The organism is Thalassoglobus sp. (assembly GCF_048270125.1).
Taxonomy (GTDB): Bacteria; Planctomycetota; Planctomycetia; order Planctomycetales; family Planctomycetaceae; genus Thalassoglobus.
In genome coordinates, this window is sequence record NZ_JBLWTN010000047.1 from 1 (window position 1) to 17,637 (window position 17,637).

Consider the following 17,637-nt stretch of genomic DNA (forward strand, 5'->3'; position numbering starts at 1 on the left):
ACTCACACTTGCACCAAGCGTTCTGGCAACTCGGCTGCATGTTCACTATCCTCAAGGCGTTTTAGGACCGGTTCTAGAGAAATGCGTTCTTCACGGACACACGGTAGAGCAAACTGCTCTAGCCCCCGGTCGCCATTGACCGGGGGCTATCTCATTAAAACATACTGCAGAATCAGAAAGAACGAGAAATGGCAACGAAAAAAGTTGACTGGTACTACCGCAGATCTGGCTGCAACACTTGCAAAAAGATGGATGCTTTCCTCGAAGCGAACTCCATTGAAGCCAAAGAAACTGTCAGTGCAAACAAAGAAAGACTTGGCCCCGATGCAGCGATGGACCTTGCCAAAGAAGTGAGCAAAATCATTGCCGCCCGCGGAAAATCGGTTGTTGAATTCAAAACAAAAGAGGCTGATCAGGAACTTTTGAAAAAACATCTTGTTGGCCCGACCGGGAATTTGCGGTCACCTGTCATACGCAAAGGAAAAACGTTATTCGTCGGCTTCAACGAGGAAGCTTTCACCGGAACGCTTTCATAGTCCATCAATGCAAGCGTTTCAGATTTAGCCGGACACTTCAGAAAATCAGAGTAGTTTCGTGCTTCTTGTGCTCGTGGAGAGAGCATTTATTCAGAAACTCGCACATCTTCACGAGGCAGAACCTGCAAATTAATTCGAGAGATGCTCTAGAAAGGTTGAAGTTCTCCGGAGGAAACACCATGTCCAACTCCACCGAATTCGAAGTTTTCTACGACGGAGATTGCCCACTCTGTAAACGGGAGATCAATCTCCTGAAACGCTGGGACAAGCAGCAGCGTATCCAGTTCACAAACATTGCTGCCGAGGACTTCTCGGCTGAAGAAATCGGCATTCCCTTTGAAGATCTCATGGCTGAAATTTACGGACGTTTACCCGATGGGTCGACCGTCAAAGGTGTCGAAGTCTTTCGCCAACTCTACTCCGCAGTCGGCTTCTCATGGCTTGTCGGTCTCAGCAGAATTCCCGGAATTTCGCACCTGCTGAATTTCGGATACCGCGTCTTTGCTCGAAACAGATTACGATTCACGGGCCGTTGCAATAAAGAAAGTTGTGAAGTTTGAAAACCACCTTTTTATCGGACACGTTCACCTGACGCATGAAGTGTCCGGCAAAGCGAGTGTTTCTTGAACTCATCTCGCAATCTTGAGTCGTTTTTCGAATCATGCCGAATCGCTGGTCAGATTCTTCTAGAGCATCTTTCGAATTGGTTTGCAGGTTTTGCCTCGTGGCGAACAGCGATTCTATTGACGAAACGCGTTCTTCACGGGCACACGGTAGAGCAAACTGCTCTAATCAACTGGCACAATTTGCTGGATCGAATGTTAAGCTGCGGCGACTTTTCCGGAAGTAGCGTAAATTCCGCTTGAAACAATCATACCGGCGTTCTTTCACTTGAACTCAAATCTCTCTCCGTCCGAAACCAAAGGACTAAAGGGCTTAAGCTGTTGAGCCAGAGATTCGAGACTCCCAAGGGAAAGAAACATGACGTTTCGTCCAAGTATGAAGTCACTGAAAGCATTTGCCGCTGCAGCTTTTGCATCCGCTGCAATGTTTGGATCATCTGTACAGGCAGAACATATTGACTGGAATTTCCTGCAGGAATCTCCAGTCAGATTTGAAACTCATAGCTCTGTCGGCAACCAACCGGGCGTGAGGCGAGGCTATCAACGGACGGGGGCGTTTATTTCCGTCTTTGAGGACAGCTCAAGTCTTCTGTTCATCGATGCTGGCGGAAACGTCAACTACGACTCTGGAAACTGGAGTGGAAATGTCGGCCTTGGCTATCGTCAGGATGTCGGCGCTGCGGTCCTTGGTGGAAACGCCTACTACAACTATCGAGAGTACAGTAACGGATTCGTCGATCACAACTTCTCAACGCTCGGCTTTGGTGCGGAAGCACTGATGTACGACTGGGCTGTCCGATCAAACGCCTTCTTCAGCGTGGATGGCCGCGAATCGAATGGACGGACTGCGTTCGCGATCCCGGGCGGGCCGGACTATGTTCCGGAAGCCGGTGCTTCGATGGGAGTGCAAAACATTCGACTGGCGACGCAAACGGAAAATTTCGACGAAGCACTCGATGGATTCGATCTCTCCATCGCCCGTAAGTTCTACCAAGCTCGCACAGAAGTCGGTGCTGGAGCTTATTACTTGTCTGCTGGTGGCGGTCCCAGCACTTGGGGAGTCAGCGGAACTGTCGAAACGTGGATCACCTCGAACATCTCCGGAAACATCAATGTTTCCAGCGATAATCTCTTCGACACTACGGTCTTCGGTGGCGTCTCCATGTATTTTGGTGGACGAAACATCGATGTCGATTCTCGCAGCCACACTGTCGAGTCACGATTGTGGTCACGTGTCCAACGTCGTCAGGTCGCCCCGGTCCTCAATTACACAAACGCTGCTCCTGACCTGCTTGCATCGAATCCCGATACAGGTGATTTAATTTCTGTGGTTCAACTTGCCGACATGGATGACATCGTCGCCGCTCCTGGACTCATGGAAGCTGATGGCGATTTCGTCGATATCATTCTGGCCGACCCTGATGCAACGTTTGCCCCGATGACAACCATTGCACTGAATGATGGGCAACGCTTACTTTCCGCTCACATCTTTCACGATGTCGACACAACCGAATTTGGCCTGATCCAACTTCCTGAAACTGACCTTGGTGGAATGCCTGCGATGATCTCCGGTGCTCCGGGCATCGACGTCATCACCCTGGCTGACAACAACGAAGTCTCTGGCTTCTCAATTGTTGCTTCAGGTGACAACAACGCCGCGATCTTCGGCTCGGATGTGACTGCCTACAATATTAATCGCAACACGATCGTTGGAATTTTAGGCGCAGAAGATGGTATCGAAATAGATTCGAGTGGCCTCGCCGCTGTGTCGGGCAGAATCGTCGACAATAAGATTTCCGGGTTTGTTGATGACGGTGTGAATCTTCACGGAGTCGACATCGCTGTCGATTTCTTACGGAACGAGATCACCGGAAACATGGGAGACGGGATCGACATTGACGGAACCGGCGACTTCAGCGGTCTCGTCATGGGCAATACGCTCAGCAAGAGTGGAGAGAACGGTCTTGATCTCGACGCCATGACAATTTCTGGAAGCATCATCGACAACACTGCCAACGAAAACATTGAAAATGGATTCGCTATCGAAGTCGACAATGTGCTGGCGGGCAACATCCTGACGATCACCGATAACACAACGAACCTCAATGGAATCGATGGCATTTCAGTCATCTTTAATGGAGACATCGATTCAGAAGTGTTCATTGACGACAACACGGCTGACGCCAACCTGGGCGATGGGATTTCTGTTGTTTCCAACGGCATGGGTGACATTCTCGGAGCGATCACCAACAACACCACTAACGGCAACGACCCCGGAATCTTCATTCAGTCGAACGATGCTGCCAGTAACATCTTCCTGGACATCATCGGCAACCTGTCCGGTGGAAACGATGAGGAAGGGATTCTGATCGATGCCGCGAACGACTTCACCGGATTGATCAAAGGGAACATCGCCAGCTTAAACGGTGATGACGGAATGCGCATCGACGCGGGTAACGATGTCGTCGCTGAGTTTGTCGACAACATCTTTATGATGAACGACCAGGACGGTTTGGATATCAACGCCGGAAACATCGCTGACGTGACCGCAATCGGGAATCTCATTAACAACAATGACAGCGAAGGCTTTGAAATCAATTCTGGTGCAGAAGCGATTGTCATCGTCAGGGACAACGAGCTCAACGACAATGATGCAGAAGGTCTTCAGATCATCGCCGGAACTAGTGCAGATGTCACGATCACCGACAACACCGCAGATGGCAACGGCGACGATGGCGTTCTGATTCAGGCCAATGGCGGAGCGATGGGCGATGTCACAGGTGAGATTCGCGACAACTTCTTTGACAACAACGGGAACTCTGGACTCGTCATTACTGCTGACAATGACATTGTCGTCGACATTATTGACAACAGTTTGACCTCCAACTGGCAAGATGGTGCTGACATCAACGCTGGTCAAGATTTCATGGGGATGATCACTGGAAACAACTTTGACGACCAGGATCGCGACAATGGTCTGGAGCTCGATGCCGTCCGTGACATCTTCGCCACGATCGCGATGAACAGCTTTAACAACAACGACAACGACGGTGCCGACATCACTGCGGGTCGAGACTTCATCGGTAGCTTTACCATGAACTCCTTCGACAACGACAACCATGACCCAGACAGCGACGGCCTCCAGCTTGATGCTGGTCGCGACGTACTTGCCGACTTCACGACAAACACATTTGTCAACAACGATGAAGATGGTGCAGAAATCGTCGCAGGCAGAGACTTCGATGGTGAGGTGACTGGCAACACATTCTCCGGCAACGACCTTGCTGGTCTCTCAATTGCTGCTGACAACGACATCGATGGTCTCTTCGACAATAACCTTGTCTTCGGCAACGGTGGCAGCGGCCTCAAGCTTCAGGCGGATGCTAATGGCGGCGGAGTCGGTGACTTCAACGCGATCGTTTCGAACAACATCGTCGGCTTCGATGCAATGATGATGGCAGATGGAAATGGTGGCGACGGGATCTTCATCGGTGGTGAAAACATCTTGGGCGACGTCACCGGAAACGTTTCATCACACAGCACGACCTCTAGCGGTTTGGTGATCACCGCTGCGAATAACATCTCAGGCTTGATTGATGACAATGCTGCAAACGGAAATGCGATGAGCGGAATCGTCATCACTGCCGATGCAGATGGCAACAACGCTGGTGACGTCTCTTCAATCATCTCCAACAACACCGCTGGCATCGCCGGCAACGGCAATGGAGAGAATGGAATTTTGATTCGTGGTGAAAATATTCGTGGATCGATTCTCAATAACATCGCCAACGGAAACGGTACTGGGATCGTCGGAAGCGGAATTGTTGTCGAGGGAGTTTCCATCGGGACTGCAATGAGCTCGCTCATTGTCGATGGCAACACCGCTGGGGTAGACGGCATGATGGCAACCGGCAACGCGGACTTCGGAATCCGAATCGTTTCGGACGGTGACATTTTCACAACCGTGAACAACAATGACACCCACCACAACAGAAGTGGTCTCACAGTTGTGACACCCACTGGAACAATCACCGGAGACATCACAAATAACCGTGCGAACAATAATGACATGAACGGTGTCCGCGTGACCGGCTTGCCACTGTTCACCAGTTTCGTTGGCGATGTGACCGGCAACACTGGAAATGGAAACGGGTTGGCCGGAGTCCGCATCGACAACCTGTTAGACATTAACAGTAATCTCACAGGTAATATTGCCAACGGAAACCTGGTCGGAATTTTTGTCGAAGCTGACAACGACTTCACTGGAAATGTGGGCGACGTGATGAACGCGATGCTGGGCAACACCGCCAACATGAATGGTGACGATGGAATCTACTTCGAGATCGGTAACGATTTCACCGGAGACTTCGTAAACAACACCGCCACCGACAACACCGCGTTTGACTACAATACGACTGCGGGTGGAACAGTCACAGGCACCGTTTCGCCAAACACATCCACATCCAACGCAGCTGGCGATTTCAACGGAAACATCGCCACTCCGTAAAATTGCTGTTCGCCAAGAGCAGAGCGCGAACACCAATTCGATCAATGCAGAAGAGTCACTCTGACAATACTGCACCCAACAGACGAGAGTGTTAAAAGCCTGAGTGGCACGGTCGAACTTCGACCGTGCCACTTTTTTTATGGTAGTATCATTCCATTATGGGAACGTCACGCATAGAAAATGCTCGATAAGTACAAATCTCACATCAGGCATTATGGATCACAAAGCTGAGAGCAACCCGAATCGAGGCTGTCAATCTCCAGAGACGTGGATCTTGAGTCGGTTTCCAATCTGTTCAAATTCCATGAAAGCTCCTTTCCAACCTCATGAAGAGGGGATAAAATTCCAGTTGTCGCGTCGAACTTTGATGTCTCCAATTTGTTGAGGCTCCCGAGACCACAGACCCCCCATACGTGCGACTGGGGAACAAAACTGAAAACACATCGAAAGGAGCTCCTATTTTCTTCGATGCTCCATTTCCTGGTCGTTTTCAGTGAACCGAATCCTATGACACCCGCTCCAAGACATCCCTGAGTTCAAAGAGACCTGTTTGATATCAGGAAGTTTCGTAACCGGCTGCATTGTGCCCTGTTCTGTCTGTGAAATTCTTATTGGCCAACTGAATGTCCCACGCGACTGCGACAATTCCACTACTTCATCCCGATGAAGCACGCCTGCTTTTTGGACCAGGCGATAGCCATCTCCGCCAAATTCGAGAATCCCTCGGTGCAACAATCGTGTTACGCGGGGATACAATTGTTCTCGAGGGGACGGATGAACAAGTTGAAAGCACCAGCGGTGCCTTCAAACAGCTCCGGGAAACCATCAAACGGGATGGAATCGCTCACGATGCCGTCGTTCGTCGGATCCTGGAGCGGGGAAATTCGACAGTTCCTGTCACTGCCGAATCCATCGATCTGTTTGAAAAAGCCAAACGCATCCAGCCCAAGTCGGAAGGACAAAAGAAGTACGTCGATACGATTCGCAAAGAAGATCTCATTTTCTGCAAAGGCCCTGCCGGTTGTGGGAAAACCTACCTTGCAGTGGCGATGGCTTTGAATGCGTTACGTTCCGAAAAGGTCCGCCGCATTGTCCTTGTACGGCCAGCGGTAGAAGCTGGGGAGAAGCTGGGCTTCCTCCCGGGAGACATGATGGCCAAGGTGAATCCGTACTTGCGTCCGCTCGTCGATGCCATGAACGACATGCTCAACTTTGAGCAGGTCCGCCTGTATATGGAAAACGATGTCGTCGAGATCGCTCCGTTAGCATTCATGCGAGGCCGAACCCTCAACGACACTTTCATCATTCTTGATGAAGCACAAAATACGACGATCACCCAAATGAAAATGTTCCTCACCCGCATGGGAGAAGGTTCAAAGATAGTAGTGACAGGAGACGCCACACAATCCGATCTGCCTGGGGACGTTCAGTCAGGACTTGACGATGCAATCCGTCGTCTGGGTCAGATTCGAGGTGTCGGTGTCGTGGAACTTTCTGGTTCGGATATTGTCCGGCATCGCCTGGTCCGAGAAATCGTACAGGCGTATGAAGAACCATCTCATTCCAATCGAATCTCGAAATCATAAACGAAGGAACCACTTGTTATGATTCAATCATAACAAGGACATCGCCATGTTTGGTTTTGGTCAAAAACGTCGTCGCGTTTCAAGATCGGTCGGTCTAAGCCGTCCGGAAACGCTCCGTTCGCGCCTGCTGAATCTGCTCCACAATCAAAGCTTGCAACTTCGATTCGGGATTTCGATGGTTGCGATCGTCTTATTGATGGTTGCGCTCCAATCCTGGAAAGCCCCGTTTTCGTATCGACAGGGTGACTATGCCGAACATGGCATCGCTGCCAAAATCGAATTTGAACGTATCGATATCGAAGGGACCGAACTCGCCAAGCAACGGGCTGAAGATGCCGTCCCACTTGTGTTTCGAAATGACCCGCGAGCTTTGGAATCACTCCCGGAAGAACTGCGAGCGTCGCTGGGAGAACTCGCTGCCGTTCAATCTGTCGATCAGGTCAGCTTACGAACACGAAGTGACTTCGGACTGATCGATCCAGCCACCGACGAAGAGAAGAACATCCAGGCCGCCGCGTGGTACGATGTCGGTTCTCCCAAAGAACGATTTGCGATTCTCCGGGCTGCCATTGTTGGCCCAGACATGAAAATGGCGGAGACCCGTATCGAGTCGATGGTCGATGAGTTTGGAGAATTCATCCAGCCGATTATGGATACTGGCATCATCTCTGCCGAAGTCGTCCGCAAGCGTGATATCACTCCCGACAAAAGACTGTTGATTGTCAAAGAGGATGACGACCTCGAAACCGGGCGCACTGTCCTTCTTCCTCGCGTTCGTTTGCAGGATCAATTGAACGAAGCGGGGCAAATGGGCTACTCATGGGAAATCTTCCATACCCTGAAACCGGAAATTCGGCCAGCGATCGTCAACTGGCTTCTTGAGCGAGTCTCGCCCACATTACGGTACGACCAAGCTGCAACCACGACTGAAAAGGCCTTCGCTCGCGATCAGGTCGACCCTCGGCTTGAGCGATACATGAAAGGGGATCTGCTCGTCAATCCTCAAGAAGTGATCGATGAAAAGAGGTTGGCCTTACTCGAGGATGAGTACAAAGCAGCTGAAAAAGAAATCGGCAACGGAGCCCGATTGACACGGATGGGCGTCGTTCTGGTGATGATCCTTGTGCTCACCTTGCTCAACGGTTTTTACATCATCAAAAATGAGCCCCGGATCGCTAATGACGAACGCTACCTGATCACGTTCTGGGTTGCCATTATTGCGACAGCTTACATCGGTCGCATCGTCTCGTTCGATCCGCTCCGCGCCGAGATCGTCCCTTTAATGACAACGGTCTTGCTGCTTTCAGTTGCTTACAACCAAATTCTGGCGACCATCACCGCGTTTTCGCTGGCGCTGCTGCTCACCATGTCAACGACCGGGCAATTCAATCAGTTCCTGGTTTTAATGTCGACAGTTACCGCTGCAATCATTCCACTGAAACGTGTTTCGTCGCGATCAACACTCATCAAAACAAGTTCGCTTTCCGCCCTCACCTATTTTGTCGTGGGTTGTGGTATTGCCATCATCGAAAATCAATCGATCAGCGAAGTGCTGCAAGATACACAGTTTCTGGTGATGAACGCTAAAGGGGCCGTTCTCTGTCTCGTCGCGGGGTATCTCGTCGCTGGCAGTTTGCCATTTATCGAAAACGCATTCGGTGTCGTCACCGACATGACGCTCCTCGAACTCAGCGACCCATCCCATCCGCTGTTACAGGATCTCGTTCGCCGCGCTCCGGGTACTTACAACCACTCGATCGCTGTCTCCAGTATTGCCGAGACAGCTGCCGAGCGAATCGGTGCGAATGGCCTTCTCGCGCGTGTGGGCGCGTACTTCCATGACATCGGCAAAATGCTGAAGCCGCAGTATTTCATCGAGAACATTCAAGACAGTTCACAGAGCCTTCACAATCAACTGAACCCGGCGATGAGTACACTCATCATTATTGGGCATGTCAAAGATGGGGTTGATTTAGCCAAGCAATATGGACTTCCTCAGCCGTTGATCGACTTTATCGAACAACACCACGGAACGACTCTGGTTGAATATTTTTTCCGGGAAGCGACAAAGCAAGTCGAAGGACAACCCGACCACAAAACGGACGCTGAAGAAGCTTCCTTCCGGTATCCCGGTCCGAAGCCACAAACGCCCGAAACCGGCGTCATGATGATTGCAGATGCTTGCGAAAGTGCATGCCGCACACTCACCGAGCCAACACCAAAACGGATCGAATCACTCGTCGACGGGATCGTCATGCGACGCCTCCTGGATGGCCAGTTCGACGAGTGCAAACTGAACATGTCCGACATCCGCAAGATTCAGGATTCCGTGATTAAATCTCTGATCGGAATTTATCACGGACGAATCAAATACCCCGATGCCCCCGATTCCAAAAAAAAGAATGATGTTCGAGATCCATCTGTCAAACAACCAACAGTTACTGCCAGTCCGTGATTCTCTTATCCATGACGCAGTTTCCCAAACGTTGACAGCACAAAACGTCGCAAGTGCAGAGATCGTTGTCGCTCTGGTTGATGACAAATCGATTCACACCGTCAATCGGGAACACCTGCAACACGACTATCCGACGGACGTCATCAGTTTCCTCTACGAGTCCAGCTGCGGTGCAACGAACGAGGATTCTGAGCCGTTACTCAGAGGATCAGAATCACACCTCGACGGAGAACTCGTCATCAGTACGGAAACAGCAATTCGCGAATCCACGACGTACCAGTGGGACCCACTCGACGAATTACGATTGTATATCGTTCATGGGCTCCTTCACTTGTGCGGATATGACGATCAAACTGATTCAGAACAAGAGATCATGCGGCAACGAGAGCAAGCGATCTTGAAATTCTGGAACCTCACGCCACACTACACTTAAAGAGAAGCACCAATCGAGGTTGCGCGACCTCGATTGAATCACTTCCGAACCTTGGTTGCGTATGCATCGTGCGCTACGCTCTGAACCCTATTAAAAATCGATAAAACGTGGTTAACCCGATTCTCATTGTCAGTTGTTTTTTGCTGAGCATCTTTTTCTCAGTTGTCAGTGAAAGTCTGCGCAATTTTCTGCGTTCGCGATTGGCATTCGTTTGTCGACTTCAAAAGAACGATGAACGCTTCGGCATTATTCTTCGGGACGACGAAGTCGCAGTTCAAGTTGCCGAAACACTCCGCTTTGTGACGCTTTGCATTGCCCTGCTGCTCGGTTCAATTGAACGCTATCACGGTGTTGAAGTCATCACCAATTCGATGATCTGGTCAGACGTGGCCCTGGTTTCATTCGGAATCTGGATCTGCCTGTGGGTCCTCCCCTGGACAATATCCAGAGTTGTCGCGGAGCATTTACTCTTCCATACCTGGCCCGTTATCGCTGTTGTCATTCGTCTTTCGAATCCCCTGCTGGCGGTCAGCCAAAGAGTCGACACATTCGTCCACCGCATGGCAGGCCGACAAGACCCCACTCCAGAAAACATTGAAACCCTTACTGAAGAAATTCAAAGCGTGGTTGATGAGGGTGAACGAGAAGGCATCCTCGAGTCTCGCGCAGGGAAGATGATTCACCGTGTTATGGAGCTGCGTCAAGAAGACGTTCGCGCGGTCATGACTCCTCGGACCGACATTATTTCGATCCAGGCCGAAGCTTCTCTGGGAGAAGCGCGCGTTCAACTCCTCGAAGCGGGACACTCACGTATCCCAGTTGTTGAAGGCTCTGCCGACAATATCATCGGAATCTTGTATGCCCGAGACTTGCTGGAACATATCGGAAACGGAAACGATGCAGCCTCACTAAAAGAAATTGTCCGTGGAGCTTTTTACGTTCCGGAAACGAACTCTATCGACACGCTGCTCAACCGCATGAAGCAGGAGCGTTTGCACTTGGCAATCGTGCTTGATGAGTATGGCGGAGTCACCGGGCTCGTCACACTTGAAGATATCCTCGAAGAGATCGTGGGGGAAATTGCAGACGAGTTTGATGAACATGAAGACGACCGCATCGAGTGGCTCGATCCACATACTCTATTGATCGATGCGAGAATGCACATCGATGAGATGAACGACATGTTCGATCTCGAACTTCCGGAAGACCGAGACTTCGACACTCTTGGTGGACTCGTCTTTTCTGAACTGGAACGTGTCCCCAAATCAGGAGAACGCTTCGACTGGAACGGAATTCAATTTACGGTCCTTGAGGCGACGGAACGGAAAATCATTCGTATCCAACTCTATAGCCCCGTCGCCTGGCCAACTGTCGAAGAAGTCCCTCTGCAAGCCGACTCTCAAAACGCTGGCGATCAAGCTCCATTTCGCCTCATCCGCGAAGAACCTTCCGCTGAAGAACGAGCCTCTTAGAGCATTTTCAATGCTTTTCGTGCCCGTGAAGATCACTTTCATGACTCCATTAGCTGCTCGCCACGAGGCTGTACGTAAAGACCAAGATTGAAGTTGCTATAGAGCATTTTCAATGCTTGTCGTACCCATGAAGATCACTTTCATGACCTCCATTGGCTGCTCGCCACGAGGCTGTACGTAAAGATCAAGATTGGGATTTGCGCTAACTCAAGACCGATCACTCGTCTACAGCATCTTTCGAATTGGTTTGCAGGTTCTGCCTCGTGGCGAACAGCATTTTTACTGGGAAAATGCGTTCTTCACGGGCACACGGTAGAGCAAACTGCTCTATTCTGAAGGCTTGGTGAGTCGTAATAACCGTTCTCAACGACAGATCGCCTCGCCAATATTTTTTACTACCCTGAATCTTGGATCACTTTGGCTTTTTTTCGTCAGCAAAGAGTACTTTTCACGTGAAAGCCTGCTCCTTTTCAAGAAACTGGGCTCGAAACTCACTGATAAAAACAATCGAAAACTGCGAAATTTGCGCGTGATCTGTTGCGATTCTTCTCGCCTGAGAGCGTAAGTGTGAGTTGTCGAGTATGGTGATGCGCTAAGATTGGCACAATTGGGGAATCGAATCGTGGAAGAACTTCTAGCATTTTTGGCGTTCATTCTTCTCATCGGCGTCTTCGTAATTCCACTGATCATCCTGGCCCGAATCAAATCGCTCAAAGAACATCAAGAAACATTCGAACGCCGAATGGCTAAAGCTCTTCATGATCTTCGAGATCATTTCGATGGGAAACTCTCCCATCCGCCTGATTTGCCACCTCTCAAGAAAGAAGATACTCAAAAATCGGCACATCAGCTCCCGCACGTCTCGCAACCGCAAGTTCGTGAATCCGATCCTGATCGCGAGCCTCCCAAGCCGGTCAGGCCTGTCGAACACTCCAAAGCAGAGGCCACTTCAGCTGAAACACCTCTCAAGGAAACTCCAACCGAACAGAGAGAGACTCCCCCCAAGGTTGCGACATTCAAACCTGTTCCACAGCCACAACCGCGTGAGCCAAGCCGGTTTGAAGCCGCTGCCAAAGAGGTCATGGGGAAAATCTGGAATTGGATCATTGTCGGTGAAGAACACATGCCCAAAGGGGTCTCTACAGAATTCGCAATTGCCAGCCAGTGGCTGTTACGTCTTGGGATCTTGCTGCTTGTCTTCGGTATCGGATTCTTTTTGAAGTACTCCGTCGAACACGATTTGATCAGTCCAGTTGGTCGTGTCGGAATGGCTGTCGTAGCTGGACTTGGTCTTTTGATTGGTGGAACGCGATTGTTGCTGGGACAGTTCCGACTCATCGGTCAGGGGCTCATGGGAGCAGGTATTGTCGCTCTTTATCTGGCTGCATTTGCGTCACACGGATTTTATCATCTGGTGGAAATGCCAGTCGCCTTCGCAGCCATGATTGTCATCACAACGCTCAGCGGTTGGGTTGCAGTTCGTTTTCGTTCTCTACTGGTCGCCATCATCGGAGTGTTAGGAGGTTACGGGACACCGATTCTTCTCTCGACTGGCGACGTCAACCTGCTCGGCTTATACGGTTACATGACGATCCTGGCAGTGGGTGTTTTGTCGGTCTGTCGATGGAGGGACTGGCCGCTCCTCAGTTATCTTGCAATAGCATGCCATTACTCACTTTTCATCATGGGGTTGAAGGATTACCAGACGGTAAATTTCTGGGAAGTCATGCCGTTTCTGACGGTCAACTTTGTCACCTTCTCGACAATGGTTTTCATTTACAATTTGCGAATGAAACAGAAATCGAACCTGCTCGATGTCCTGGTTCTGTTCGCCAACGCGGGCCTCTATTTCTCAATCGGATATTGGCTGGTTGAAGGTGCTTTTACTCGTGAGTGGGTGGCCAGCATTTCTCTGGGTCTGGCAGTCTTCTATGCAGCTCACGTTTACTACGCCCTCATCAAGAAGGTTCTTGACCGTGAATTAATGACCAGCTTTCTTGGGCTGTCTGCATTCTTTGTTGCGATCACCATGCCGATCTTGCTTTCATCAGAATGGATCACGGTGAGTTGGTCACTTCAAGCCCTCGTCGTGCTGTGGATCGCTGGAAAGTTGAATAGCCACTTCCTGCGTCATGCTGCATATGCCCTGTATGCAATTGTTCTGTTCCGCGTTGGATTTGTCGACTTGCCTAACAGTTACCTCGACCGAACCAGTTCCCCCCTCGACTGGAACGACTACGCCTTTGGTATGCTCGAACGGTTCATTCAGTTCGGTCTTCCGATCACTACGCTTGGCTTGGCGCACCGGATTTTGGATAAGGATCTCGGCGAGGAGGGTCGGATTATGGATCGAGCGAATGACATCTCCGACTGGGTCCGCGAAAACAGTGCGATGCGACTGGCGATGTTCTCCGGCATCGGAATGTTGTTTCTCTACCTGCAACTTGAATTCAACACCGTCTTTGGTGATCTTCTTCCACTGATTAAGATGCCGATGCTCACCGTCATATGGGTCGGGATGTGCTTGTTCCTCGTGTACGAACTTCTCAACAAACCGAGTGCGATTCTCAAAGGAGTACTGTTCTGCTTTATCGCAGGAACAATGCTCAAGCTCTTTTTGTTCGACCTGAATTCATGGCACTTGAACAACAACTTTTTGTATCGGGGAGATCAGTACATTTTCGCAGAGGGCTTGATGCGGTTTCTCGACTTTGGCGTGATCATCGGCTTTCTCGTCTTTGCCGGATCTCTCTTTCGCGGAAGGAGTGATGACGTTTCGCTCTCTCAACAGTTACCTTGGATCGCGACTGGATTACTGTTTGTCTTTTCCACATTGGAACTGAACACCTTCCTGTATCACTTCATTCCCGATCTGCGAGCGGGTGGAATTTCGATCCTCTGGACGGTCTTTGCCCTCTCAATGTTGTTGCATGGGATTCAACAGAATCGCCGCAACTCTCGCTACGCCGGACTGATCCTGTTCGTCATCGTGGCATTCAAAGTGTTTCTGTTCGATCTCGATTCGCTCGATCAGATATACCGTATCGTCGCCTTTATCCTGCTCGGAATTCTCGTGCTGTGTGGTTCCTTCCTATACTTGAAATATCGTTCGACCTTTATCACTGAAGACGAGAACACGGAAATGACTCATGAATAAAACGTGCCTCTTCCTCGCCCTGCTCATTGCCATTCCAGCAATTGGTGATGAACATCAGCTGAGACTTCAGTGGTCTCGCGAGATCGATACAAGTTCCCTCAAAGAAGAGGAACTGGTTGCCGTTCCTCTCGACTCCGATGTTTACCAGAAGACTCAAGACTCCCTGGAGGACGTCGCAATCCAGGATTCAACTGGAGAGTTGGTCCCGTTTCTCATTCGAAAACAAAAGAAAGAAAGTTCTCACAAGGTCACAAAAACGTGGTCTGCAAAAAACATTTCGCTCAAACCTGTCAAAGAGGTTGGTCTCGAAATCCGTTTCGAACTCAACAAAGACGACCCACAACTGGACGGAATCACCATCCTTACTCCATTGAAGAATTTTGAGCAGAGCGTCCAAGTCTTTGCGATTGATGATTCGGGAACAGAAACGAACATCGTGAATGACGCGGTGATCTTTGATTATTCACGCTACATGGATGTCAGAAACATACGCATTCCGATTGCGCGCTCTGCAGCACGCCGCTTTCTCGTCACAATTGATCAACCAACGAACCAGCAACAATCACAACTGCTTGAACTCACAAAAACACTCCGCGGCGATGAGGAACTTTCCCGAACAATTCGCACGACGATTGAGGACCGGGCATTTCGCATCGACGGCATTCAACTCTGGAGAGACGAAACCGAAACGACGCATCACGTGATTGATGATCTTCCTTATCAACTCGTCGAAACGAAAATTTCTGAGGACAAAGAGACTCAAGAAAGCATTATTGACATTGTCACAAACGGGGAACCGCTCACGGAACTTTCTATCGAGACACCATCACGAAACTTTCAACGAAGCGCAACGCTCTTTCAAATTGAAACCCTCAATAGTGGTACCGAAGAGCTTCAGCAGCTTGCCAATCACTCATTGAAACGGTTTGAATTTCGGCATCTCCACGAGGAACAACTCTCTCTAAAATTTCAGCCAACGCGGCATCGGCACATGCGTCTGATCATCAAGAACCAGGACAGTCCTCCGTTGGAGTTCCAAAAAATTAATGCGTACGGAAACGTCGACGAAGTGGTCTTCATCGCTGATGCAAATCAGAAGTATTCGCTGCTGTATGGAGATGAAACTCATCAGCAGGAAAAGCTCGACACAGCTGCGATCCAGGCAGCCCTCTCCAAAAACATCCCGACAGTCACTGTCTCCATCGGATCTCCGGTTGAGCGTGATGTGTCAGCGATCCCTCTTGCTCCGGTCGACTTTCGATCACTCCTGAACAATCCATTCTTGATCGGTACGATCGTACTCGTCATGCTCAGTCTCCTCATTCGCTTACTGTACACTGCTGCTCAGAAGATCGAAGCGGTGACGGAGAACGAAAATAACACTGACGAACGGGAGACAACATTGTGAAACTGTTTTTTGCTATTGCCAGCTGTACTCTTTCAATTTCCGCTTCGGCTGCGCATCCGCAAGCCGCGAAGAACGTAACAAGCTTGACCAACAAGGCGGTCACATATCGTGTTCCCAAGGAGCATTACGTCACGTTGAAGGCGGCGGAGATCACAGCAATCATTGTCGACAATGAAGCTGTCGACATCCCTGAACTGCCGGGACACAAAGCGGGATACAATGGGGTCGCCTCGCTGAAGCATCGCAAGAATGGAGAAAACCTGTTTGTCCCTAACTACGCCGGTCTTAACTTTGAACATATTCACGACGGAACCAAAGAGAACCTCATCGAAAAATTCGAACCGCGAAAATTCCCAATGGAACTGCGAGTGATTGATGCTTCGACCGTTGAACTTTATCAGGCTGCAACCGGGAATTTTCAACTCGAAAGCTGTGGCCGGTACCACCTGAAGCAGGACGGCACAATTGAGTACACATTCGAGTGCATCCCACGAGCGGAGACTTTTCAGCACGGCTACATTGGGCTTTTCTGGGCGAGCTACATTAATGCCCCCGAGGACAAAGCGATCTACTTTCAGGGCGAACCGGTCGACGGTGGATCACCAAGACTGATCCGAGCCGTTACGCCTCAACATGGTGTGGAATCCGTTCATGTCGCAAAAGGAACAACCCGGTTCCCGAAGGTCAATGAGGACTTCCCGCTCACTCTTGTGCTGAATCGCTCAAAGTTTGTCTACACCGAGGCGAGTTATTACGGACTCCGCGATGACCTGGCTTTCACACAAACATTTCCTGACAGCAAAAATCTCTATATGGTCCAGTCCCCTTCAGGTGGCGGACAAGGAAACCCAGCTTGGGACTTCGAATGGTTCATTCCGGACTACAAAGTCGGAGAAGCTTATGGAATGACGATGACTGCCACTTACGGACCACTCAACAACTAAAGCAACTTTTCAAAAGCTGCACGAATGCTGTGCCCCTGAAGCTCACTTTCACGACACTTAATTTTCGATCACTCCGATATACGGAAGGTTTCGATATTCTCCGTTGTAGTCGAGACCGTAACCGACGACGAATTCATCGGGGATGTCGAAACAGTAATAGTCGGGAACCAAATCGACTTGTGTACGGGACTTTTTCCAAAGCAGAACCGCCGAACGAATTCGTTTCGGCTCAAACAGTTCGAGCTGTTCCGAGATGCGGCTGAGTGTTTGCCCCGTGTCGAAAATGTCGTCAACAAGCAAGACGTCGCGACCTCGAATCTCTGGCAGAAAATCGAGATTGATTCGCAACTCACCCGCTTCGGTTGTTTTTCCTCGATAGCTGGAAGCTTGAACTAAACCGAGTTGATGCGGCACTTCGATTCGCCGCATCAAGTCGGTCACTAGAGCATCTTCAGGTTTGGTTTGCAGTGTAGCCGCAGGAGTGAATGTAATTCAAACATTCTTGGGGACTGAACT

Annotated in this window: 11 protein-coding genes; 10 read left to right on the forward strand and 1 reads right to left on the reverse strand. The window is 50.1% G+C overall.

The features are described 5' to 3' along the window. Positions 1-188: 188 nt before the first annotated feature. The 10 genes from ACN0YR_RS24470 to ACN0YR_RS24515 all read left to right on the forward strand — a co-directional run bounded on the left by ACN0YR_RS24470 (position 189) and on the right by ACN0YR_RS24515 (position 17,121). A complete protein-coding gene (locus tag ACN0YR_RS24470; protein WP_417851838.1) occupies positions 189-536 on the forward strand; it encodes an ArsC family (seleno)protein in 348 nt (115 codons plus the stop codon). A 179-nt stretch (positions 537-715) separates the two neighbouring features. Continuing rightward, positions 716-1,096 carry a thiol-disulfide oxidoreductase DCC family protein gene (locus ACN0YR_RS24475; RefSeq protein ID WP_417851839.1) on the forward strand — a complete coding sequence of 127 codons (381 nt, stop codon included), beginning with the start codon at positions 716-718 and terminating at the stop codon, positions 1,094-1,096. Between the two features lie 421 nt (positions 1,097-1,517). Next, positions 1,518-5,666: an inverse autotransporter beta domain-containing protein gene (locus ACN0YR_RS24480; protein ID WP_417851840.1), complete on the forward strand. Its 4,149-nt coding sequence runs from the start codon at positions 1,518-1,520 to the stop codon at positions 5,664-5,666. A 623-nt stretch (positions 5,667-6,289) separates the two neighbouring features. After that, positions 6,290-7,252, forward strand: coding sequence for a PhoH family protein (locus ACN0YR_RS24485; RefSeq protein WP_417851841.1), 963 nt, complete (start codon positions 6,290-6,292; stop codon positions 7,250-7,252). A gap of 46 nt (positions 7,253-7,298) precedes the next feature. Then, a complete protein-coding gene (locus tag ACN0YR_RS24490) occupies positions 7,299-9,707 on the forward strand; it encodes an HD family phosphohydrolase (protein WP_417851842.1) in 2,409 nt (802 codons plus the stop codon). After that, positions 9,658-10,140: an rRNA maturation RNase YbeY gene (gene ybeY, locus ACN0YR_RS24495; protein WP_417851848.1), complete on the forward strand. Its 483-nt coding sequence runs from the start codon at positions 9,658-9,660 to the stop codon at positions 10,138-10,140. Before ACN0YR_RS24490 ends, ybeY begins: the two co-directional genes overlap by 50 nt. A gap of 107 nt (positions 10,141-10,247) precedes the next feature. Then, positions 10,248-11,612, forward strand: coding sequence for a hemolysin family protein (locus ACN0YR_RS24500; protein WP_417851843.1), 1,365 nt, complete (start codon positions 10,248-10,250; stop codon positions 11,610-11,612). Positions 11,613-12,234: 622 nt separating this feature from the next. Further along, positions 12,235-14,769: a DUF2339 domain-containing protein gene (locus ACN0YR_RS24505; RefSeq protein ID WP_417851844.1), complete on the forward strand. Its 2,535-nt coding sequence runs from the start codon at positions 12,235-12,237 to the stop codon at positions 14,767-14,769. After that, positions 14,762-16,177, forward strand: a complete 1,416-nt coding sequence (locus tag ACN0YR_RS24510) for a hypothetical protein (protein ID WP_417851845.1) — start codon at positions 14,762-14,764, stop codon at positions 16,175-16,177. Before ACN0YR_RS24505 ends, ACN0YR_RS24510 begins: the two co-directional genes overlap by 8 nt. Continuing rightward, positions 16,174-17,121 carry a hypothetical protein gene (locus ACN0YR_RS24515; protein ID WP_417851846.1) on the forward strand — a complete coding sequence of 316 codons (948 nt, stop codon included), beginning with the start codon at positions 16,174-16,176 and terminating at the stop codon, positions 17,119-17,121. The genes ACN0YR_RS24510 and ACN0YR_RS24515 overlap by 4 nt, the downstream gene beginning before the upstream one ends. Positions 17,122-17,178: 57 nt before the next feature. On the opposite strand, the gene ACN0YR_RS24520 is transcribed toward ACN0YR_RS24515, so the two are convergent. After that, positions 17,179-17,562, reverse strand: coding sequence for a phosphoribosyltransferase (locus ACN0YR_RS24520; protein WP_417851847.1), 384 nt, complete (start codon positions 17,560-17,562; stop codon positions 17,179-17,181). Between the last annotated feature and the right edge of the window lie 75 nt (positions 17,563-17,637).